Origin of the sequence: Hymenobacter koreensis (assembly GCF_039541855.1) — a bacterium.
Classification (GTDB): Bacteria; Bacteroidota; Bacteroidia; order Cytophagales; family Hymenobacteraceae; genus Solirubrum; species Solirubrum koreensis.
The window spans coordinates 285,596-307,851 of the sequence record NZ_BAABHA010000002.1 but is presented as its reverse complement, the minus strand read 5'-3'; the positions used below and the strand labels follow the sequence as shown (position 1 = coordinate 307,851).

21 protein-coding genes are annotated in these 22,256 nt (G+C 57.8%); 16 read left to right on the top strand and 5 right to left on the bottom strand.

What is annotated here, in order from left to right; genetic code table 11:
• Nucleotides 1-68 precede the first annotated feature (68 nt).
• From ABD903_RS04180 to dnaA, 3 genes are all read left to right on the top strand, one after another.
• Nucleotides 69-833 (top strand): 5'-nucleotidase C-terminal domain-containing protein, encoded by a 765-nt coding sequence (locus ABD903_RS04180; protein ID WP_345221675.1) that lies wholly within the window; start codon nt 69-71, stop codon nt 831-833.
• Between the two features lie 108 nt (nt 834-941).
• Nucleotides 942-1,880 carry a bifunctional metallophosphatase/5'-nucleotidase gene (locus ABD903_RS04175; RefSeq protein WP_345221673.1) on the top strand — a complete coding sequence of 313 codons (939 nt, stop codon included), beginning with the start codon at nt 942-944 and terminating at the stop codon, nt 1,878-1,880.
• A gap of 129 nt (nt 1,881-2,009) precedes the next feature.
• The gene (gene dnaA, locus ABD903_RS04170; RefSeq protein ID WP_345221671.1) at nt 2,010-3,566 is read left to right on the top strand and encodes a chromosomal replication initiator protein DnaA; all 1,557 of its coding nucleotides are present in this window, start codon (nt 2,010-2,012) and stop codon (nt 3,564-3,566) included.
• A gap of 77 nt (nt 3,567-3,643) precedes the next feature.
• Here the strand turns inward: dnaA and ABD903_RS04165 are convergent, their stop codons facing one another.
• Nucleotides 3,644-4,132: a hypothetical protein gene (locus ABD903_RS04165; protein WP_345221670.1), complete on the bottom strand. Its 489-nt coding sequence runs from the start codon at nt 4,130-4,132 to the stop codon at nt 3,644-3,646.
• Between the two features lie 97 nt (nt 4,133-4,229).
• Complete coding sequence (locus tag ABD903_RS04160) at nt 4,230-4,661, bottom strand: OsmC family peroxiredoxin (RefSeq protein WP_345221668.1); 432 nt, start codon at nt 4,659-4,661, stop codon at nt 4,230-4,232.
• A gap of 115 nt (nt 4,662-4,776) precedes the next feature.
• Between ABD903_RS04160 and ABD903_RS04155 the strand changes: the two genes are divergently transcribed.
• The 9 genes from ABD903_RS04155 (at nt 4,777) to ABD903_RS04115 (ending at nt 11,922) form a co-directional block, all read left to right on the top strand.
• Entirely contained in the window at nt 4,777-5,307 is a 531-nt protein-coding gene (locus ABD903_RS04155; RefSeq protein WP_345221666.1) for a hypothetical protein, read from the top strand.
• Between the two features lie 44 nt (nt 5,308-5,351).
• Nucleotides 5,352-6,851, top strand: coding sequence for a GH3 family acyl-acid amido synthetase (locus ABD903_RS04150; RefSeq protein ID WP_345221664.1), 1,500 nt, complete (start codon nt 5,352-5,354; stop codon nt 6,849-6,851).
• 51 nt (nt 6,852-6,902) lie between these two features.
• On the top strand, nt 6,903-7,301 hold the full coding sequence (locus tag ABD903_RS04145) for a hypothetical protein (protein ID WP_345221662.1): 399 nt from the start codon (nt 6,903-6,905) through the stop codon (nt 7,299-7,301).
• A complete protein-coding gene (locus ABD903_RS04140) occupies nt 7,298-7,786 on the top strand; it encodes a hypothetical protein (RefSeq protein WP_345221661.1) in 489 nt (162 codons plus the stop codon). The genes ABD903_RS04145 and ABD903_RS04140 overlap by 4 nt, the downstream gene beginning before the upstream one ends.
• Complete coding sequence (locus ABD903_RS04135) at nt 7,779-8,225, top strand: 3-oxoacyl-ACP synthase (protein ID WP_345221659.1); 447 nt, start codon at nt 7,779-7,781, stop codon at nt 8,223-8,225. The genes ABD903_RS04140 and ABD903_RS04135 overlap by 8 nt, the downstream gene beginning before the upstream one ends.
• Nucleotides 8,226-8,337: 112 nt before the next feature.
• Nucleotides 8,338-9,510, top strand: a complete 1,173-nt coding sequence (locus ABD903_RS04130; RefSeq protein WP_345221658.1) for a 1-deoxy-D-xylulose-5-phosphate reductoisomerase — start codon at nt 8,338-8,340, stop codon at nt 9,508-9,510.
• A 33-nt stretch (nt 9,511-9,543) separates the two neighbouring features.
• On the top strand, nt 9,544-9,939 hold the full coding sequence (locus ABD903_RS04125; RefSeq protein WP_345221656.1) for a four helix bundle protein: 396 nt from the start codon (nt 9,544-9,546) through the stop codon (nt 9,937-9,939).
• Between the two features lie 27 nt (nt 9,940-9,966).
• On the top strand, nt 9,967-11,280 hold the full coding sequence (rseP, locus tag ABD903_RS04120) for an RIP metalloprotease RseP (protein WP_345221654.1): 1,314 nt from the start codon (nt 9,967-9,969) through the stop codon (nt 11,278-11,280).
• A 129-nt stretch (nt 11,281-11,409) separates the two neighbouring features.
• On the top strand, nt 11,410-11,922 hold the full coding sequence (locus ABD903_RS04115) for a DUF6702 family protein (RefSeq protein ID WP_345221652.1): 513 nt from the start codon (nt 11,410-11,412) through the stop codon (nt 11,920-11,922).
• A gap of 97 nt (nt 11,923-12,019) precedes the next feature.
• Here ABD903_RS04115 and ABD903_RS04110 read toward each other — a convergent pair whose 3' ends face one another.
• Together ABD903_RS04110 and ABD903_RS04105 are read right to left on the bottom strand one after the other, a co-directional pair.
• Nucleotides 12,020-12,670, bottom strand: a complete 651-nt coding sequence (locus tag ABD903_RS04110) for a hypothetical protein (protein ID WP_345221650.1) — start codon at nt 12,668-12,670, stop codon at nt 12,020-12,022.
• Nucleotides 12,671-12,989: 319 nt separating this feature from the next.
• Entirely contained in the window at nt 12,990-14,996 is a 2,007-nt protein-coding gene (locus tag ABD903_RS04105) for an OmpA family protein (RefSeq protein ID WP_345221648.1), read from the bottom strand.
• A gap of 249 nt (nt 14,997-15,245) precedes the next feature.
• Here ABD903_RS04105 and lon point away from each other — a divergent pair, with 249 nt between their 5' ends.
• From lon to ABD903_RS04085, 4 genes are all read left to right on the top strand, one after another.
• Nucleotides 15,246-17,753 (top strand): endopeptidase La, encoded by a 2,508-nt coding sequence (gene lon / locus ABD903_RS04100; RefSeq protein ID WP_425555388.1) that lies wholly within the window; start codon nt 15,246-15,248, stop codon nt 17,751-17,753.
• A 187-nt stretch (nt 17,754-17,940) separates the two neighbouring features.
• Nucleotides 17,941-18,993 carry a type IX secretion system protein PorQ gene (gene porQ, locus ABD903_RS04095; RefSeq protein ID WP_345221647.1) on the top strand — a complete coding sequence of 351 codons (1,053 nt, stop codon included), beginning with the start codon at nt 17,941-17,943 and terminating at the stop codon, nt 18,991-18,993.
• Nucleotides 18,994-19,185: 192 nt separating this feature from the next.
• A complete protein-coding gene (gene hslU / locus ABD903_RS04090; protein ID WP_345221645.1) occupies nt 19,186-20,604 on the top strand; it encodes an ATP-dependent protease ATPase subunit HslU in 1,419 nt (472 codons plus the stop codon).
• 125 nt (nt 20,605-20,729) lie between these two features.
• The gene (locus ABD903_RS04085) at nt 20,730-21,458 is read left to right on the top strand and encodes an SDR family NAD(P)-dependent oxidoreductase (RefSeq protein WP_345221643.1); all 729 of its coding nucleotides are present in this window, start codon (nt 20,730-20,732) and stop codon (nt 21,456-21,458) included.
• 163 nt (nt 21,459-21,621) lie between these two features.
• Here the strand turns inward: ABD903_RS04085 and ABD903_RS04080 are convergent, their stop codons facing one another.
• Entirely contained in the window at nt 21,622-22,251 is a 630-nt protein-coding gene (locus tag ABD903_RS04080; protein WP_345221642.1) for a hypothetical protein, read from the bottom strand.
• Nucleotides 22,252-22,256: the final 5 nt, after the last annotated feature.

Here is a 22,256-nt window from a genome sequence, read left to right as displayed (position 1 = left end):
CGGTAAGTGCTGGCGGCCCGTTGTATCTTTACACCTTGTTGTACCACACGCCCTGGTGGCGCGCTTTCATGCTTTTTCCGTCCTTTCGTTCCGCGTCGTTGCGCCGTTTAGCCCTAGGGCTGGTGGTGGGCGCCTCTTCGCTTTCTGCTTGCCAGCGCGCCGGCTACCAACCCACGCTGGGCACTACCGTTGCCGAAACCGTAGGCGGGACGCAGCCCATCGACCCACAAGCCGAAGCCGTAATTGTGCCGTATCGTGAACGGGTGCAGCAGCAAATGAGCGAGGTGATTGGCACAGCGCCGGTGGCGCTGCGAAAAAACCAGGGCGAGTCGCCGCTGGCAAATTTTGTGGCCGACGTCGTGCGGGTACGAGCCGGGGAGGTCCTGGGTCAGCCCGTAGATCTGGGTATTATGCCCAACGGCAGCCTGCGCTCGGAGCTACCTGCCGGTAACATCACCGTGGGCTCGGTATTCGAGCTGATGCCTTTCGAGAATGAAGTGGTAGTGCTCGACCTGAGCGGGCCGCTGGTGCAGCAGATGTTCGACTACGCGGCCGCCATCAAAATGGCGTTTTCGGGGGCTACGTACACCTCGGTTAACGGCAAAGCCACCGATATCCTGATCGGTGGCAAACCGCTGGACCCCGCGCGCACTTATACCATTGCCATTTCCGATTACCACGCCGGCGGCGGCGACCGGCTCGACTTCCTCAAGCCCCTGACGCCCCGTAAAACCGGCGTACTAGTGCGCACGGCCGTTAACGACCACATTCGGGCGCTTACCAAAGCTGGCAAAACGGTAGAGGCCAAAGTTGAAGGCCGCGTGAAGTCTTGATGCGCTGATGTGATGGAGCAGGCTCACAAACTCAAAATGCTTGCGGCCCGCTTCAAATCACCCATTGTTAGCACATCTACTCATTTCCCACAGTAGCACCTTACCACCGTGAACCGTCGCGACTTTATAAAATCTTCGGCCCTGACCACTGCCGGTTTGAGCCTGCTCGGCCCCGGTCTGATTTCCTCGGCCAGCGCCGCAGCAGGTACTGTACGCCTCACCATTCTGCACACCAACGACATGCACTCCCGCATCGACCCGTTTCCGGTGGGTAGCGCGCAGTGGGCCGACCAAGGCGGCATGGCCCGGCGGGCAGCGCTGGTAGCGAAGATCCGGAATGAGCAGCCCAACGTGCTGCTGCTCGACGCCGGCGACATTTGGCAGGGCACGCCTTACTTCAACTTTTTTGGCGGCGAGCTAGAGTACAAGCTCATGAGCCAGATGAAGTACGACGCAGCTACTCTCGGCAACCACGATTTCGATAACGGCCTGGAAGGCTTGCAGAAACAGCTGCCCAACGCGGAGTTTCCGTTCATTGTGGCGAACTACGACTTCTCGCAAACGCCGCTGAAAGGTCGCTTTCAGCCCTACAAGGTATTCGAGAAGCAGGGCGTGCGCATCGGCGTGTTCGGGGTGGGCATTGAAATGGCCGGTTTGGTGGCCGACAAGAACTTTGGCGCCACCAAGTACCTCGACCCCATTGCCGTGGCCAAAGAGCAAGTGCAGCACCTGCGCGGCGCGGAAAAGTGCGACTTGGTTATTTGCCTCTCGCACCTCGGCTACAAATACCAGAGTGCCAAAGTCGACGACCACAAGCTAGCCGCGGCCGTGTCCGGTATCGATCTGATTTTGGGCGGCCACACCCACACTTTCCTCGATACGCCCACGGTGGTGGAAGGTGCCCAAGGCCATCGAACGTTGGTTAACCAAGTGGGCTGGTCGGGCATTAAACTTGGTCGTATCGACTATTCTTTCGACCGCGCTACCCGCAAAATGGGCGTGGCAGCGGCTGGGGCGCTGAGTATCAACGCCTCGGCTTTGGGGTAGCAGAAAAGGGTTTGGCGCTCTGCCGACTTTTCCACAATTTTGTCTCCCTTTCGCCGAATCGTTGCCATCCGATCCGGTTTTTAACTGCCCCGTTCCTACCTCGCCCACACCGCTTGCGCCACCTGATTAATGCAGAAGGATTGCCGTACCATATGGGCCAACTGTCTGCATGTTATCCGGGCTAACGTCGGGGAACAGAGCTTCCGCACGTGGTTTGAGCCCATCGTGCCGGTGGCATTACAGGGTACCTTGCTCATCATTCAGGTGCCCAGCCAATTCTTTTACGAATGGTTGGAAGAGCACTATGTAGATGTGCTGAAGAAGGCCATTGTGCAGGAACTGGGGCCCGACGGGCAGCTGGAGTACTCCATTGTAGTCGACCAAGGAAACGAACAGTCGCGGCCGCGTACAGTAAACCTACCGGCGGCCCGCGCCACCGGGCAGCGGCCCCCGGCCAACACGCCCACGGCCGCCCAGGTGCGCCCCATGGCGGGCAACCAGAATCCGGCAGTGTCGGCGTTTGGCGGTAACGGCAGCGTGGCTAATAACGCGGCGCGGCAAGCGGCCAATGCCCAGGCCGCTGCTACGGCCATGGCGCCCCCGCCGCCGTTGCGTAACCCCTTCGAGGCCCGCTCCGTGGCCGACCGCAGCTACCTCGAGTCGCAGTTGAATCAGAACTACTCGTTCAACAATTACATCGAGGGCTCGTGCAACCGTTTGGCTCGCTCGGCGGGTTTCGCCGTGGCCAACAAGCCGGGTACTACCAGCTTTAACCCGCTGATGATTTACGGCGGCGTGGGGCTGGGCAAAACGCACTTGGTGCAAGCCATTGGCAACCACATCAAGGAGCACGCGCCCAACAAATTCGTGCTCTACGTTTCGGCCGAGAAGTTTACGAACCAGTTCATCGAAAGCCTGCGCAACAACTCAGTGCAGGATTTCGGCAACTTCTACCTGCTGGTTGACATCCTGATTCTGGACGACGTGCAGTTCCTGGCGGGCAAAGACCGCACGCAGGAAATGTTCTTCCACGTGTTCAACCACCTGCACCAGGCCGGCAAGCAGGTGATTATGACTTCCGACGTGCCGCCCCGCGAGCTGAAAGGCTTTGAGGAGCGCCTGCTGAGCCGCTTTAAGTGGGGCCTCACCGCCGATTTACAGAGCCCGGACTTCGAGACGCGCGTGGCCATCATCCAGAACAAGATGCAGGCCGATGGCATTGATATTCCGCCGCAGGTGGTGGAGTACCTCGCTTATTCGGTGGAAACCAACGTGCGCGAACTGGAAGGCGTGCTGATTTCACTGATTGCCCAATCCAGCCTTACGCGCCGCGAGGTAGATCTGGAAATGGCAAAGCAGGCCCTGCGCCACATCATCGAGGACGTGGAGGCCGAGGTAAACCTTGACTTCATCCAGAAAACCGTGGCCGAGCACTTCAGCATTCCGGTGGACTTGCTGAAGGCCAAAACGCGCAAGAAGGAAGTAGTAACGGCCCGCCAGGTAGCCATGTACTTCGCCAAGGAGCACACCAACCACTCGCTCAAGAGCATTGGCTACCACTTTGGCGGCCGCGACCACAGCACGGTTATTCACTCGGTGCAAACCGTGTCGGACCTTATTGATTCCGACAAGACCTTCCGCGCTACCATTCAGGAGCTGCGCAAGAAGTTTACCAGCAACAAGTAGTTTCCGGAGGTGCCTGATTGGTAGCCATAAAAAAAGAACGCGCCTCCCAGCGCGTTCTTTTTTATTTGGTGAATAGCCTACTTGGTAGGCATCAGCTCCCGCAGCGGAACGTTGTTGCGCTCTACAAACTGCTGCAGTTCGGCGCGCAGGCGGCGCTTGCGGCGCTGGCCCGTTACCTGGCGCAGGCTCACGGGGTACATGCCGCCGTCTTTGAGGTGCAGGCGCATTTCGCGTGGTGCCAGGTCAATCGACTTCAAATCGGAAGCCTGAATGGGCTCTTTGGGCTTGAACAAGCCGCCTTTGTACACGATGTAGTCGGGCGTGATTTCCAGGTAGCTCTGCGTGCCGAATACCGGCGCGTTCTGAATGAGCACGTACAGCACGTAAATGACGGCGAACGTGAGGAAGATGTAGTGGAAGGCGTTGTTGTCGCCGCGGCCCCGGCCCGCCATCATGGAAAACAGCGCGTAGGCAATCCAGAAACCGCCGATGGCTAGCTGCCCCCAAAACGGGATGCGGGAGTTGTTAGCAGGAGTGAGGCGAAAGCGCGTAAAGGACGAAGGCATAGGCGGAAAATGGCAGAATGGTCGCAAAACTACGCAAAACGCCGTAGTGGTGCCCCGGCGCAGGTAAAGTTGGCGTTGCGCCGGGGCGACGGTTGTTTTACTGCTTGAGCGTAGCCTTGGCCAACTCCATTTCGGGCACGGCCTTTAGCAGCTGCGAAATCGGGCAGTTTTCCTTGGCGTTTTCGGCGAATTGCTGGAACTCCTCCTGCGAAACGCCTTCTACCTCGCCCTCGGTTGTGAGGCTTATCTTTACCACCTTGGGCACGTCTCCGGAGGTATCTAGCGTCACCTTCGACTCGGTGCGGATTTGCTTGACCTGCTTGCCGGCTTTGGTGAGGTTGCCCGTCAGGAACATGGTGTAGCAGCCGGCGTGGGCCGCGCCAATGAGTTCTTCGGGGTTGGTGCCTTTCTCGCCCTGAAAGCGGGCGCCCACGGAGTACGGTGCTTTTACGGTGCCGCTCTGGGTGGAAATTTCGCCACCGCCTTTGATGTCGCCGTTCCAAACGGCATTGCCACGTTGGTTGATCATGGGTGTGGGGTTAGGTTGAATAGTAAGCGTGTCCATGCAATACCCCGGAGGTACGGCGGAGGTTGCTTAAACTTGACGTTGCGTTGCCACTGATCGGCAGTTGTGATGATGCATTATGACTTCAGTCTCCTCAAAAAGTAGCTCGGACGCCTGGCGTCGCTGGATTATTACCCTGGGCTGGACCGGCTTTGCCCTGATGGGACTGGACTACCTTAGTTCATGGGAAAATTTGGAAGCCAGCAGCGTAGGACTAAGCCAAGCCTTTGGCGTGTTGCAGGCGTCGCTGTGGTGGCTTTGGCCGGTGGCGCTGATTCTGCAGCTGCGGCGCTGGAAGGGTCCCAATGTATTATGCATCGTGTTGATAGGCTTTGCTGGCCTATTCACCCCGCTTGCCTTGCTTTGGGGATTGTTTATACTGAAAGTCGGGGCCTCTGAATTGAGGTGGAAGACTAACCAAGTCCTGTATGTGAACCTGGCCGACCCCGGAGAGCAAGTAGTAAGGCGGAGCCGCGACTTGGGATTTGCTACCCTTTGGCCCCAAAGCTCGGTGGTGAAACTCACGCCAGTACTGAACCTATGGCAGCACGTCGAGCCCGTTGATACTACGAACTTCAACGAAACCGGCTGGCAGCGGGTAAACCAGTAGCCGCTACATTTACCTTCCCGCTGTTCCCGAACCCCCTATCCCGAATGGGCCTGAAGTCCTTCCTAAGTCGTCCGCTCGCTGCCTACACGGTTAACCAGTACCGCAAGTGGGCGCTGCACCCCGAAGCCGCCCAGCAGCGTGTGTTGCGGGAGCTGCTGCGCCACGGCCCCGCCACCGCCTTTGGCCGCGCCCATGACCTGGCTGCCGCCCGCACCGCCCAGGACTTCCAGCAGCGCGTGCCCGTGCGCGACTACGAAGCCCTGAGTTCCTACATAGCCCGCATCAAACAGGGCGAAAAGGACGTGCTCTGGCCCGGCCAGCCGCTGTATCTGGCCAAAACTTCAGGTACCACTTCCGGTGCCAAGTACATTCCCATCACCCGCGCCAGCATCGGCAACCACATCAACGGGGCCAAGGATGCGCTGCTGCACTACATCCACCACAGCGGCAAGCCGCAGTTTCTGGATGGCAAGTTGATGTTCCTGTCCGGCTCGCCCGAATTGGAGGAAGTGGCGGGCATCAAAACCGGCCGCCTTTCGGGCATTAGCAACCACCACGTGCCGGCCTACCTGCGCCGCAACCAGCTGCCCAGCTACCAAACCAACATCATCGAAGACTGGGAGCAGAAACTCGACCGCGTGGTAGCGGAAACACTTGGCCAGCCCATGACGCTGATTTCGGGCATTCCGCCGTGGGTGCAGATGTACTTCGACCGCATTACGGCCCGCACCGGGAAGTCGGTAGGGGAAGTGTTTCCGCAGTTTCAGTTGTTCGTGTACGGCGGCGTGAACTTCGAGCCCTACCGCCGCAAGCTGCTGGAAAGCATTGGCCGGCCCGTAGATACCGTGGAGCTATTCCCCGCTTCCGAAGGCTTCTTTGCTTTTCAGGACCAGCCCGGCAACGACGGTCTGCTGCTGCTCGCCGACGCGGGCATTTACTACGAGTTCATTCCCGCCGAACGCTTTTTCGAGCCCAACCCGCCGCGCCTAACGCTGGCCGAGGTGGAACTGGGGCAGAACTATGCCCTCGTCGTCAGTTCCAATGCCGGCCTGTGGGGCTACTCCGTGGGCGACACCGTACGCTTCGTGAGCCTGCGTCCGCACCGCGTGGTGGTAACGGGCCGCATCAAGCATTTCCTCTCCGCCTTCGGGGAGCACGTCATCGGCGAGGAAGTGGAGCAAACGCTGCGCGAGGTGCTGCAGCAGTTTCCCGAGGCTGAGGTGGTGGAATTCACCGTGGCCCCGCGCGTGAGCGATACCGCCGCCGAACCCTCGCGCCACGAGTGGCTGGTGGAATTCGCCCGCCCGCCGCAGGATGCCGCCGCCTTTGCTGCCGCGCTGGACGCCGGCCTGCGCCGACGCAACGTGTACTACGACGATTTGCTCAGCGGCAACATCCTCGCGCCGCTACTGCTCACGGCCCTGCCGGCCGGGGCGTTTCAGCGCTACATGAAAAGCCAAGGCAAGCTGGGCGGGCAAAACAAAGTGCCGCGCCTCAGCAACGACCGGACGCTGGCCGATGGGTTACTAAACAGCGCAATGTAGAAGCTAGCAAGACCAGTGAGTAGAGTGAGTAGAATAAGGATAGCGGTTAGCGTGGACCACGATGGAGATTGTGTATTCGATATTGAAATTTCGACTCCTGATCTGAAAGTGCATTCCTACTTCTGGGGTGATGTGGACTCATTTAGTGAGTTTGGAGCAGGTTTGAGAGGTTTTCCTCGAAGAATAGATGATATGGTCGTCTTCGAAACTGGAGAAGAAAGTATAGGATTGGGGTACCCTTATCTACTACTCACAGCGGCTTGTTACGACCATTTCGGGCATTCTGCTTTGCAAATAGTTGTAAACAACAACGAACTGCTACCTCGTGCTCAGAGGCTTGAATTCTTTATTCCAGCTGAAGTCGCCTCAATAAATGCACTTGGCAACTTGTTAAGCAATTGGAAATGCGACGTTGATTCTGAAGTACTGTGGGAAGCACAAACCAGTTGATGCCAATTATTGGTCAAGTCAATAAGCGCAGCGTAGTATATGCGTCGGTCAAGCAAGCTCCTAACTGGGCCGATACTTTGCCCGCAGCCAATTGGCTGCTATTCGTCATTGCCGACCAGTACGACCACGACCTGTTTGAGCAGCTGACCACAAGTTGTCTAAATCGTCAGCCGCTGGCTATTTGCTGTGCCGGGCAAAGCGCGTCGCGGCTGGAAGACTGGTTTGATATAGAAATCGTTGTCCGGGACGTGGAATGGGAAGAGTTGTATCAGCGACCTTATTATGAGAACCTGCTGGCAACAACAGCAGATGTAGACATTGACAATGGTTTTTGGTTTGCCACATTGTGTGGCCCCGATATGTGCAAAGAGCCAGTGGATACAATAGTATGCCTCGACGCAGAGGGTATTTATCAGAATAGAGTGGTAGAATTGATCGGCCTGATCAATAGCGGTTGGCTTCCTCCAGATTCAGCAGATGATTAAACAAGACCTTTACGCCGCCTGCCAACAGTACGCCGAAGCCCGCATGGCCACCTGCCAGGCCGCCATCAACGCCGCCCAAGAGTCGGCCAACTCCGAAACCAAGAGCAGCGCCGGCGACAAGTACGAAACCGGCCGCGCCATGGCCCAGAACGAACGCGACCGAAACTTGGTGCAGCTCGCTGAAGCCCGCAAGCTGCTCGGAGAGCTAGCCCGCATCGACCCCGCTAAACCCTGCGACTCAGTGCATCCTGGCGCGCTGGTAACCACCAGCATGGGCCGTTTCTACATTTGCATCAGCGCCGGCAAGCTCGCGGTAGATGGCACCGATTATTTCGCCGTATCGGCGGCGGCTCCGGTTGCGGCAGCACTCAGCGGCAAACGAGCCGGGGAACAGGCTTCTTTTAATGGAAAAACCGTGCGGGTTGAAGCCGTAGAATAACTTAGGTTCCGGGAGAAGAAGCTTACCTAGAGCCCGGGCCAATAACGTCCGCGCCCTTCCCGTTACCTTTGCCCGCGCGTTGTCGTGCCCAAGCGGCCGCGCTTCCGAATACATGTCGTTTCCCCAACCCCAACGCACCCTGGCCCTGCTGGGCTCTACTGGTTCCATCGGTACCCAAACGCTGGACGTCGTGCGCGCCCACCCCGGCCGCTTCCGCGTGGCCGTGCTATCGGCGCAACGCAGTGCCGATTTGCTGGTGGCCCAGGCCCGCGAGTTCAAGCCGGCCGCCGTGGTCATCGGCGACGAAAGCCAGTATTTGGCCGTGAAAGCCGCCTTGGCAGATCAGCCCGAAACCGAAGTGCTGGCGGGAATAGCAGCCCTAGCCGACGTTGCGGCCCGCCCCGAAATAGACGTAGTGCTGACGGCCCTGGTGGGCTACGCCGGGCTATTGCCCACGGTAGCCGCGCTCAAGGCCGGCAAAACCATTGCCTTGGCTAACAAGGAAACACTTGTGGTGGCCGGGCAACTGGTTACGGCGCTGGCCAAGCAACACGGTGCCGCCATTTACCCCGTCGATTCCGAACACTCCGCCATTTTCCAGTGCCTGGTAGGGGAGAAGCCCGATTCGGTGGAGAAAATCATTCTCACCGCTTCTGGCGGCCCCTTCCGCGGCCGCTCGGCGCAGGATTTAGCGCAGGTAACCAAGGCGCAAGCCCTCAAGCACCCCAACTGGGACATGGGCGCCAAAATCACCATCGACTCGGCTTCCCTGATGAACAAGGGCCTGGAGGTGATTGAGGCCAAGTGGCTGTTCGGGCTGACGAACGAGCAAATTGAGGTAGTGGTGCATCCGCAAAGCATCATTCACTCCCTGGTGCAGTTCACCGACGGTTCGCTGAAAGCCCAACTCGGCCTGCCCGATATGAAGCTGCCCATTCAGTACGCCCTCGGCTTTCCGGAACGCCTGCCCAACAGCTTCCCGCGCTTCTCCTTCCTCGATTACCCCACGCTCACCTTCGAGCAGCCCGATACAAGCACGTTCCGCAACCTGCCGCTGGCCTTCGAGGCCATGCGCCGCGGCGGCAACGCACCCTGCGTGCTAAACGCGGCCAACGAAATTGCGGTAGCTGCCTTCCTGCGCGACCAAATCAAGTTTCTGGAGCTGCCCGACGTGGTGGAGAATTGCCTCTCTAAGGTTTCGTACCTTGCCGATCCGTCGCTGGACGATTACGTGGAGACGGATGCCGAAACAAGGCGCATAGCCCTGGAGTTGGTGAAATTATAGTTGTCAGTTGTTGGTTATCAGTTGTCAGTAGCCATGCTCGATCGTCCTTACACGGAGTTGCAGGTATGGCAGCGTAGTCGGGTGCTGGTAGCAGCCATTTACGACCTCACCCGCTTCTTCCCGCGTGAAGAGCTACTGGGCCTGACTAACCAAATGCGCAGGGCGGCTGTTTCGGTACCTTCGAATATTGCCGAAGGCTGCGGCCGACAACATTCCCGCGACACCATACAATTCCTCTTCATTGCCCGCGGTTCGCTTTTTGAACTAGAAACACAGTGTTATCTGGCCTCCGATCAGCAGTACCTTTCGGGCGAGCAACTCGCTGCGGTGCTAATTGAAATAGGCGAGTGCCGCAAATTGCTGCAAGGTTTCATTCGCTATTACCGTACCCTACTGCCTTCGCCTGGCGCAAAACCGACTAACAACTGACAACTCTCAACTGACAACAAACAATAGATGGATATTTTGGTAATGGCCGGCCAGCTGCTGCTGGGCCTCACCATTTTGGTGGGCGTGCACGAAGCAGGGCACATGCTGTCGGCCAAGTGGTTTGGAATGCGCGTGGAGAAATTCTCCATCGGCTTTCCGCCGAAGATTTTTGGCAAGACAATCGGGGAAACCGAGTACATGATTGGCGCCGTGCCCCTCGGCGGCTTCGTGAAGATTACCGGCATGGTGGACGAGTCCCTCGACACCGATGCCCTCAAGCAGGAACCCCAGCCCTACGAGTTCCGGGCCAAGCCAGCCTGGCAGCGCCTGATCGTTATGCTGGGCGGCATCATCGTGAACGTGCTGACGGGTATCCTCATCTTCACGCTGCTAACCTTCATTTACGGCGAGAGTTACCTGCCCGCCCGCGAGGCCGAGCGTTTTGGCGTGGTGCCCAACCAGCTGGGTCAGCAGATTGGCTTTCAGCCCGGCGACAAAATCGTGAAGATCAACGGCCGTCCGTTCGAGCAGTTCAACGACGTGTATGCCCCCGACGTAGTGATGGGAACCGGTGCTTACTACACCGTGGACCGCAACGGCCAGTTGGTAGACATTGCTGTGCCGAACGATTTCATGGACAAGCTGGCCGACCAAGACCAGGCGCTGTTCGTGGTGCCCAACGACCCCTTCGCAGTAGGCGAGGTGGTTCCCGCCGGCCCGGCGGCCAAAGCCGGTTTGCAGGTCGGCGACCGAATTCTGCGCGTAGCCAGCCAGGACATTCAGTTCTTCCCCCAGCTACAGGCCGCGCTCAAGCAAAACGCCGGCAAGCCCACGCCGCTGCTGGTGCAGCGCGGCACCGAAAACGTGACCCTCACGGTGAACGTGGACGAAGAAGGCAAAGTAGGTTTCCGGCCCAAGTCGCTGCTGAACTACGCTACCCGCGAGTACGGCCTGGCCGAGTCGGTGCCGGCTGGTACCAAGCAGGCGTTCGGCATTATTGGCGCGCAGCTGAAGGCATTCGGTAAGATTTTCAGCGGCGAAGCTTCGGCCCGTAAGTCGCTGGGCGGCCCCATTGCCATTGCCCAAACCTACGGCAGCACCTTCGACTGGTATAAGTTCTGGACGCTCACCGGCATGCTGTCCATGGTGCTGGCCTTCATGAACCTGCTGCCCATTCCCGCCCTCGACGGCGGCCACGTGGTATTCCTCACCTACGAAATGCTTTCGGGCCGTAAGCCATCGGATAAATTCCTCGAAAACGCCCAAAAAGTGGGCATGGTGCTGCTCTTGGGGCTGATGGTATTCGTGTTCTTCAACGACATCTTCAAGTCGTTCTTCTAAGCTACCACTCACATACAGCGTGCCTTCCTGGCAACTCAGGAAGGTGCCGTACCCAAAGACCTTACCCGGTTTGAACGACTTGCCCCGCGGCACTCGTTTGGTCGCGGTAAGGTCTTTCTCCTTTCTTCTATGCGTTTTCTTCGGATGCCCCGTCGCCTTGTTGCCGTTGTTGCTGCCTTGCTGCTCAGCGTGGCGGCCTTTGCTCACGCCTACCACGCCAGCATTATGGAGGTGAAGGTGAACGGTAAAACCCAGCAGTTGGAGGTGGCCCTCAAGGTATTTACCGACGACTTAGAGAAGGCGCTGTCTGTAGGGCAGCCGCGGGCCATTACGCTTGGGCAAGCTTCGCCGGTAGAGGTGCAGCCGCTAATTGCGGCTTACTTGCGGCGTACCGTTGTTTTCTCGGGCAAGCCCGGCGAAGATATTCCGCTCAAATACCTGGGTATGGAAAAGGAAAACGATGCGCACTGGCTGTTCTTCACCGTGAAACTGCCCCGGCCCATGCAAGGCGTGCGGCTGCAGCAGCGCCTAATGCTCGACCTGTTTCCGGACCAGATGAACATTGTGAACGTGGAGGCCAACGGCAAAAAGCAAAGCGCCCTGTTCCGCGACGGCAACGAGGCGCAAGTGCTTAGCTGGTAGGTGGTAGCTGCCGCGAACAAATGCGCCGCCCCGGAGCCGGGCCCCTGCCGCTTCGGCAATGACCCGGCTCCGGGGCGGCGCATTTGGTAGACGCGAACTATTCCCGCATCTTTTGTCCTAGCCCTATGCTCAGGCCCAGCGACAATTCTACTCCCCCTGGAGCGAATACGAAACGGTAGTTTTGCTTCGACTCGGGGCTGGGTTCGGCCTCGCCCTCGTACATGGTGTAGCGCATGGGGTTGCGGCTGCGAATACCATAGCCGATGCTGCCGAGCAACCCGACGCGCCCCGGTTTTTTGCCCGGTTGCCAGCGCAGTCCCGAGCGTAGGTGCAGCACGGCGGTTGGCAGCACCTCCAAAGTACCGATGCGGTCGGAAGCGAAAACCGAGGTAGCCGGCAAAGAATTTACTTCGATGTCGCGCCGGCCGGGCGAGTACACTGCATTTAGCCCGAAGTAGGGCGAAAGCCGACGCTCCGGCGCCACGAAGTAGCGTGCCCCTACGCCGAACTTTTTGCCGCTGAGGCCGGTGCCTACACCCACATTCAAATCCAACTGACGGGTTATAAAATGGCTGAGCTCCAAGCCGGCGGCGTACGGTGCATTCCAGCCCGTGGAGATGCCGATGGACGTAGCCCGGTAGCGGGTGGAGCCCGCCGAAGTGGGCGTTTGGGCTGTGGCGGCAAAACTCAGGCTTAGTATCAAGGCTGGCATGAGCAGCCGGTGTGGGGTAGTAATCAGTCTTTTCATCAGGTAGCGGTACATTCTCGAGTCAGAGAGCCAAATCAACCGGTAAGGGTTGGCTTGGCCAGCTCACATAAAGATGTGAACAGACTATAGGCACGCCCGCGCCAGATGGTGGTGCGAGGGTGGCTATACCTTTATTCGAGTCTATGCGCGTGCCCGGATCGGATTCTTCCCCTGCTGACGTTGGCTACCTAGGGCTTTGCGCAAGCAGGTTCTGTAATCTTCGCTATACCCCTGTTCTGCAAAAGCTGCGCGAAATTCGTCGGCCTCTTCGTTTAACGACCACTTTTAGAATCGACCAGAAAGGACGAACTGCAGCGTTCTAGTTCCAGCCGCCGCCTGCGTCTTTACCGGCGGGCTTTTGCTCCGTTTGCGGCTTCACCAACCGGAATTCCACGCGGCGGTTGGTGCGGCGGTCTTCTTCGGTGGCCTCATCCTTAATGGGCTGGGAACTGCCGTAACCAAAGCTTTCGATGCGGTTAGGTTTCAGTTTGCCCTTGGCCTCAATGTACTTGCGGATGGCATCGGCGCGGTCCTGCGAGAGTTTTTCGTTCACTTCGGAGTCGCCCATGGCATCGGTGTGGCCGGCAATGCGCAGCCGCGTTTCGGGGTGGTCGACAAGGAATAGTACGATGCGGTCGAGGGTGCCCTGCATACTGGTCCGAATATTCGACTTGCCCTCGTCGAATTCGATGTTGCGGAAAATCAGCGGAATGTTGTAGTCAATGCTGGTGGTCATGAGCTTCATGACCGTATCGGCTTGCAAGTCGAACTTCTTTTCTACCGTGAAGTAATCGGGGCTCTGGATGAGCATGATGTACTTCGAGCCGTCGATGAGGTCGAAATCAAACGTACCATCGGGTCGGATGTACTTCGAGGCCACCTCAATGCCATTGTCCACGTCGATGATGCTCACGATGCCACCTAGGGGCTTCTGCGTGACCGAATCGATGAGCGAGCCTTCGATGTGCGTGGTGGCCAGCGGCTGGGCCTCCATAGGCAGCGGAAAGGAATACAAGTCGAGGTTTTTTAGCTGTTTTTCCTCGGAGCGGGCGTAGTACAGGTTCTTCGATGCCGCGTCGATGGTGAAGTAATATTCCGAGCCCTTGCCGTTTACCAGCGGCCCGATGTTAACGGGTTCCTGCCAACGCCCTGCCACACGGTACGCCTTGTAGATATCGAAGTCGCCGAAGTTCAGCAGCTGACCGCGCGACGAAAAATAGAGCACGTTGTAGAGCGGGTGGTAAAACGGGCTTACCTCACTCTCGCGGGTGTTAACAATGGGTCCCATGTTCTGGGCTTTGGCCCACTGCCCGTTCTTTAGCTTGTAGGTAAACCAAATGTCCGACAGGCCAAAGCCCCCGATGCGGTCGGAAGCAAAATACAGTGTGTCCTCGGTGCGGGAAAGCGTGGGCTGCGAGTCCCAGGCTGCCGAGTTCACGGTCATGCCCAAGCTCTGCGGCACCGACCACTGCCCGTTTTTGAACTTGCTCACGAACAAGTCGCAGTTGCCGTGGCAGGTGGGGCACTCGCAGCGCGAGAAATACATGGTGGTGCCGTCCTTGCTCAGGCAGGCTGAGCCTTCGTTGTAGGGCGAGTTAATGGGCTTGGGCAGCGGCTCGGCGTCCAGCCATTGCTCGCCTTCGCGTTTGGCCACGTACAAATCCTCATCGATAACGCCGTGAATGCCGCGGCGCTTGCGCTTGGAAGTGAAAATCAACTGACCGGCTTCGTCGCTATAACTCGGGCCGTAGTCCTCCACATCGGAGTTAATGCCCGAGCCCATGTTGGTGTACACGCCCTTGGGCGGTCGAAAGGTGGCAATGTTCTTTCGGTACTCCACAATGTCGTAATACACCTTGAGGGGCACGTAGAGGTCGGCGGTTTTCTGCTCCAGCGAGTCGTAGTACAGCTGGATTTTGGTTACGTCCTGCCGGTGGTGCTTAAGGGCCAGCCGGAAATAAGCTTTGGCTTTAGCTTCGTTGCCGGCGCGCTCGTACAGTTGGCCCAGGCGCCACAGCATCTGGTTGTTTTTGTAGAAATTCTGGATGCCGAACTGTGCCACGTAGGTTTCCAGCAAGCCGCGGGCCTGGGTCCAGGCCTTGCGTTTCTCCGCCTTCTGAATAGCTTTCAACGCCTTCTTGTCTTCGAAGTAGGCAATGCGATTCACGTTTACAAAGTCGGGCGTGGCATCGGCTCGTACACGTAATTGCCGTATAACCTTGCCCGATAAGGCGCGTTGCCGCATGGGGGCCGGCTGCTGGGCCGCCACCCGCTCCGTAAGCAGCAGCGCGAAGAGCAGGAAAAGCGGGCGAATGAGAAAAAACATAAACGGGGTAAGGGCGAACGGGCCGCGGAAGCGAAACGCGGTATCAAAAATATACCTTTTCGGGCATGTGCCGGTATTTAACTGCCGCTCTGGCCAGATACTTGGGGCGCTACGTGCCGCCATGGCCGAAAATTGCGGTGCCAGCACCCGTGGCATAGCTCTTGACAAAGCTGTATCTTCGAAAATTAGCTGCCGCGCTCCGGCTTCAGGCCTGCCACTCTGGCACGGCTTGGCGGCTCTCTGCTATTTATGACAAAAAAATCCGATCCGCGCTTTCCCGACACGATTCTGCTCATGACCGATGGCCCCGACGAGATGGTGTCGTTGGTTTCCACCGACCCTGAGCAGGGCCAGAACGAGGTGAGTGAGGTGCCCGACGTGTTGCCCATTCTGCCCGTGCGCAACACGGTGCTGTTTCCGGGCGTGGTGCTGCCCGTCACCGTTACCCGTAAAAAAAGCATTCGGCTGGTCCGTCGGGCGTACCGCGGGAACAAGCTGGTGGGGGTAATTGCCCAGAAAAACAGCACCGCCGAAGACCCCGCCGTAACCGACCTGCACCAGGTAGGTACGTTGGCTCGCATTCTGAAAGTGCTGGAACTGCCCGACGGCAACACCACCATCATCATTCAGGGCCAGCAGCGGTTCCAGCTCGACGAGCCAACTTCCGAAACGCCCTACCTCTCGGCCCGCGTTACGTACCTGACCGAGTCGTTGCCAACGCGGGTGAGCAAGGAGCTCAAGGCTCTTATGTCGTCGCTGAAGGACGCGGCCACCAAAATGCTGAAGCTCAACCCCGAGATTCCGCAAGAGGCCCAAGTAGCGCTGGACAACATCGAGTCGCCCGCTTTCCTGATTCACTTCCTGTCGTCGAACCTGAACGTGGAAGTGGGGCAGAAGCAACGCCTGCTCGAAATCAACGACGGCGCCGAGCGCGGCACGCAGCTGCTGGAGATGCTGCTCAAGGAAATTCAGCTGCTCGAAATCAAGCACGAAATCCAGAGCAAGGTTCACACTGACATCGACCAGCAGCAGCGCGACTATTTCCTGCGCCAGCAGCTTAAGGTGTTGCAGGACGAGCTGGGCCACGACGGCCCCGATCAGGACGTAGACAAGTTTCGAGCACGCGCTAAAACCAAGAAGTGGCCCGAAACCGTGGCCAAGCATTTCGGCAAGGAGCTCGATAAACTTTCCCGCCTGAACCCCATGGCCGCCGAATACCCGGTGAGTCTGAATTACGTGGAGTTTCTGCTCGATTTGCCCTGGGGCGAGTACACCAAGGACAATTTCAACCTGAAGCGCACCCGCAAGATCCTCGACCAAGACCATTACGGTTTGGAAAAGGTGAAGGAGCGCATTCTGGAATACCTGGCCGTGCTCAAGCTAAAGAACGACCTAAAGGCGCCCATCCTGTGCCTGTACGGTCCTCCCGGCGTGGGCAAAACTTCGTTGGGACGTTCGGTAGCCCAGTCGCTCGGCCGCAAGTACGTGCGCATGTCCTTGGGCGGCGTGCGCGACGAGGCCGAAATTCGCGGGCACCGCAAAACCTACGTGGGTGCCATGCCGGGCCGCATTATTTCGCAGATCAAGAAAGCCGGCGCCTCAAACCCCGTCATTATTCTCGACGAAATTGACAAAGTAGGCGCCGATTTTCGCGGCGACCCACAATCGGCCCTGCTGGAAGTGCTGGACCCCGAGCAGAACTCCACCTTCACCGATAACTACCTGGAGGTGGAGTACGACCTCTCGAAGGTGCTCTTTATTGCCACGGCCAACTCGCTCGATACCATTCACCCGGCCCTGCGCGACCGGATGGAAATTATTGATGTGACGGGCTACACGCTGGAAGAGAAAACCCAGATTGCCAAAAAGCACCTCTGGCCCAAGCTGGTGACCGAGCACGGCCTGACGCAAAAGGATGTGAGCATCAGCAACGCCGCCATTTCGCGGGTAATCGATGACTACACCCGCGAGTCGGGGGTGCGTAGCTTGGAGCGCAAGCTGGGCGCCGTGGTGCGCAACATTGCCAAGCACAAGGCCATGGAGGAGTCGTTCCCGAGCAAGCTGGAGGCGGCAGACGTGAATCGTATTCTGGGCGTGCCCATCTTCGACCGCGACCTGTACCAGGACAACGAAACGGCCGGCGTGGTAACGGGCTTGGCCTGGACCAGCGTGGGCGGCGACATTCTGTTCGTGGAAAGCTTATTGAGCCGGGGCCGGGGCAAACTCACCCTTTCGGGCCAACTAGGCGACGTTATGAAGGAATCGGCCATAACGGCGCTTTCGTATCTGCGTAGCCGCGCCGAGGAGTTAGGCATCGATTACCGCCTCTTCGATCAGTACGACCTGCACATTCACTTCCCCGAAGGCGCCGTGCCCAAAGACGGCCCCTCGGCCGGCATTGCTATTTTCACCAGCATTGCGTCGGTGTTTACGCAGCGCAAGGTTCGTTCGCACCTCGCCATGACGGGCGAAATAACCCTGCGCGGCAAGGTGCTGCCGGTAGGCGGCATTAAGGAGAAAATCCTGGCCGCCAAGCGCGCCGGCATCGTGGACATTGTTCTCTGCGAAAAGAACCGCAAGGACCTCCACGAAATAGCCGCCGAATACGTGAAGGGCCTGAAAATCCATTACGTCGACCGCGTAGATGACGTGCTACGCGTGGCTTTGCTCGACGAGAAGGTGAGCAAGCCGCTGAAACTGACCGTTCGTGAGGAAAGTCAGACGCCTTTGTCGGTACACGAGGTAGAAGTGCAATAGTGTAGCAATACCCAGAAACGCCGCGCCCCGCTCGAAAAGCCTCTCGAGCGGGGCGCGGCGTTTCTAATTGGCTGCTGGGTAAGGGGGCTGCAAGGAAACCAGTGGCGGTAAATTCACTACTGCCGCACCACCATAAAACCAGCGCGGTGGCGTTATGCCCCCGCAAACCTGTTGTATCTTAGCTACGATGATTCGACCCTTACGCCGCTTTCTTGTCTTGTTTTTGCCCGTATGCGCACTTGCCGTGTCGGCGCAAGCGCAAATTGGCGGGCAGTCGGTGTTTAATTCGTTGGCATTGCCGCCTACGGCCCGGCTGGCGGGCCTCGGCGGCGTAGCCGTTTCGGGCCCTACCAACGACCCCGGCATGCTGTACGGCAACCCGGCCTTGCTGAATGCCGACACCGACGGCCGCCTCGCCCTGAGCTACGGCGACTACCTGGCCGACATCCGGCAAAGCACCGCCGTGTACGCCCGCAATACCGACAAGCTCGGGCGCTGGGGCTTCGGGCTGTCGTACCTCAGCTACGGCGACTTTACCATGTACGACCCCGCCGGCAACCCCATGGGCGAATTTTCGGTGAACGATTACCACCTCAGCGTGGCCAATGCCCACACCATGGGCCCCATTACGCTGGCCGGCACTGCCCGTTTCGCGGTGGCCGGTATTGCCGGTAACCATTCCATGGCGTTGCTTACCGACATCGGCGGCGTGTTTAAGCACCCCAAGCAGGATTTCTCGGTGGGCTTGGCCGTTAAAAACCTCGGTTACCAAATCAAGCCTTTCGAGGGCGCCGAACGGGAGCCACTCCCGCTCGACGTGCAGCTGGGACTTACCATCAAGCCCGAGCACATGCCGCTGCGCTTTACCGTCACGGCGCACCACCTCACGCAGTTCGATATCGTGTACCTCGATACGGCCCAAACCAACCGGCAAACCCTCGACGGCGAACGAAAAACCCAGAAGAAAAGCACCGGCGACAAAATTGCCCGCCACTTTGTGATAGGAGGGGAGTTACTACTGAGCAAGGGCCTAAACGTACGCGTGAGCTACAACCACCTGCGCCGCCGCGAGCTGCGCCTCGACAACACCTCCGGCGGTGCCGGGCTGGCGTTTGGGGTGTTGCTGAAGCTGAGTCAGTACCAGTTCGAGTACACGCGCGCCTATTACCACACGTCAGGCGCGGCTAACTACCTCACCCTTTCGCGTAACATCGACGAGCTATTTGGTAAGAAAGAGTGAAGTAGGACTTGCTGTTAACATTCAGGCGAAGCCCCGGCTTATAAGCCGGGGCTTCGCGTTTTTAGCCCCGCCCACGGCTTTCTGCCAGAACGACACGCAGAGGATGCCCGCTCCGGTTTTTGCTGTGCAGGCAACCCCAAGCCATTCGCTTAGTATCTACACTGCCGACGTCATGCGCGTCGCCCTTCGCCTATGTTAGATTCAGCCACTTTCCCCACCCCGGCCCAAATTGTGGCCGAACTCGACAAATACATCATCGGCCAGCACGATGCCAAGCGCAACGTGGCCATTGCCCTGCGCAACCGGTGGCGCCGCCTGCACGCCCCCGCCGATATGCAGCGCGAAATCGTACCCAACAACATACTTATGATTGGCGCTACCGGCGTGGGCAAAACCGAAATTGCCCGTCGCCTCGCGGCTATTGCCGATGCGCCATTCACCAAAGTGGAGGCCAGCAAGTTCACCGAAGTAGGTTACGTAGGCCGCGACGTGGAAAGCATGGTGCGCGACTTGGCCGAGCAGGCCGTTAACCTGGTGAAGCAACGCCGCAAAGAGGCCGTAAAAACCCAAGCGGCCCAGCTCGTGGAAGATGCCATTCTAGACGCGCTCATTCCGCCGTTACCGGGTATTGGTAGTTCGGTAATAAAGCCGTCGTCGGTGGGCTTTGGTGACATGGGCAACTCCGAGGAAATGCCCAGCTCGGATGCCGAATTGAATGAGCGCACGCGCGAGAGGTTTCGGGAAAAGCTGCGCCAAGGTGAGTTGGAAGAGCGTTTTATCGACATCAAAGTACAGCAGTCGGCCAGTCCGGCTTTAGGCATGATGGGCGGACAGACCGGCATCGACGAAGCGTCGCTAGCTGGCCTACAGGACATGCTGGGTTCGATGATGCCCAAGAAAACCCGCAAGCGCAAGGTTACCATTGCCGAAGCCCGGCGCATCCTGCTCGATGAGGAAGCCGCCAAGCTCATCGACATGGACGAGGTAAAGGACGAAGCCATTCGGCTGGCCGAAAACGCGGGCATCATTTTCATCGACGAAATCGATAAAGTAGCCAGCAGCACCACCCAGAAGGGCGGCCCCGACGTGAGCCGCGAAGGCGTGCAGCGCGACTTGCTGCCCGTCGTCGAAGGATCGGCCGTGAACACCAAGTACGGCATCGTGCACACCGACCACATTCTGTTCATCGCGGCCGGGGCCTTCCACGTCAGCAAACCCTCCGACCTCATTCCCGAGCTACAGGGCCGTTTTCCCATCCGCGTAGAGCTGCAAAGCCTCACCAAGGACGATTTTTACCGCATCCTGAAAGACCCCAAAAACGCGCTTACCAAGCAGTACGAAGCCCTACTCAAGGCCGAGGAAGTAGAATTGCTTTTCGACGATGCCGCCCTGGAGCGCCTCGCCCAGATAGCCTTCGATGTGAACAGCGAAATGGAAAACATTGGGGCGCGCCGGCTCCATACCGTCATGAGCCGCCTGCTGAATGATATTCTGTTCGATGTCCCCGATAAAATCGGTGCCAATGCCCGTATTCAGATTACGGCAGCCTTGGTAGATGAGCGGTTGCAGGGCATGGTCAAAAACCGCGACCTGAGCCAGTACATTCTGTAAGGCTGGATAACACCCCATCCCGAAGTGCCGTTTAACGGCCCGCCGTGCTACCGCTAATCTGTTGCGGAAAGCAGCCGGGCTCTTAGGCGGCACTTCCTGCTTTTGGTACTTCAACACTGAATTGTATGCATTACTACATCATCACCGGTGCAAGCCAAGGACTAGGTAAAGCCTTGGCCTTAGAAGCCTTATCCCAGCCTCATACTGCCGTGCTGGGCGTGTCCCGCCATGCTACCATTGAGCACGCGCGTTACCGGCATCAGCCCTTGGACCTGTCTGACCTGACGGCCGTACAACACAACCTCTACAAGATATTTCCTCACTATACCGACGCCGAGTCCATCACGCTTATCAATAACGCTGGAGTCATCGGCGAAATAGGGTACGTCGGGGAGCAGCAAAACGAGCATTACGAGTTTGTCTTTAGCATAAACACCATTGCCCCTGCCATGCTTATGAATACCTTCCTGAGTGCTTATAGTGGGTCAGTTGCCCGGCGCACGGTACTCAACATTAGCAGCGGAGCAGCTCAACGACCTGTAGATGGCTGGGGCGCCTACTGCGCTTCTAAAGCGTCTCTGGACATGCTCAGCCAAGTAGCTCAGAAAGAGCAGGACCTGCGCGGTAGCAGGGTGCGCATACGCAGCCTAGCTCCGGGTGTTATTGATACAGATATGCAGGCACAGATTCGTGGCGCGAAGCAAAGTCAGTTCAGTGGGGTTAGTAGATTTATTACTTTGCACAAGGAGGGTGAATTACTACCGGTCAATCAAGTAGCCAGAAAAATAGTTGACTGGGTAAAAAAAATACCATCGCACGGGGAGAGTCCTGTACTACACTTGCAGGATATGTAACAGTACACAGCTTTAGAGCAGCTGTTGCAAAAAGCAGGAACTTCACAAAGACTAAAATGCCTATCTCACTAAAAAAGGCTAGACAGTTTTCCAATATTGTATTACAGTAAAAAAGCCTGGCTATAAGCCAGGCTTTTTTACTAAGCAAATCGGTTACAGTAGACTATGCAACTACGCGTACACGCACTGCCATCGGAATTACCTGAACTTCGCCATTTGGAGTATTCAGGGTCAACAGAAAGTAATACAAGTTTTGCGTAGGGGCCCGTGGGTTGGTGGCATACAAAGGAGCTAGGCCTGCACCTGTACCTACTCGTGTACGGTAGTTAGCAAAATCCAGCAACGACGATGTAAACGTGATGGTGTTGGTGCCATTTCCTTGAACAGGAACAGTAGCCGGCGCCGCCGCATTACCATTGTAATTCAACTGAGCTGCTGCCGCACCCGTTTGTATCACAGTCAAACCGTTGTTTCCAGTAGCAACTCGGGTGATTTCCTTAATCGTTCCTCTGTCCGAAGGAATGGAAAAGGTGATAGAAAAAGCACCAGGTGCAGCCACAGTAGGAGCCGCCGCAACAGGAGTTGTAGCGGGTGGAGGCGGAGGAGTGGAGTTGCCTTTAACTTCAATCACCGGAAAGCGCTCAAAGTAATTGGCATTAGTTACCGTAACTGGGATTTCAGCTAAGCTGGGAGCCAGTGGATCCAGGTTTTTGTCGTCGTACTCTTTTTCGCAAGAAAAAGCAGTGGTGGCAAGCAAAACCAGGCTAAAAAGTCTGATCAATCGGTTTTTCATGTCAA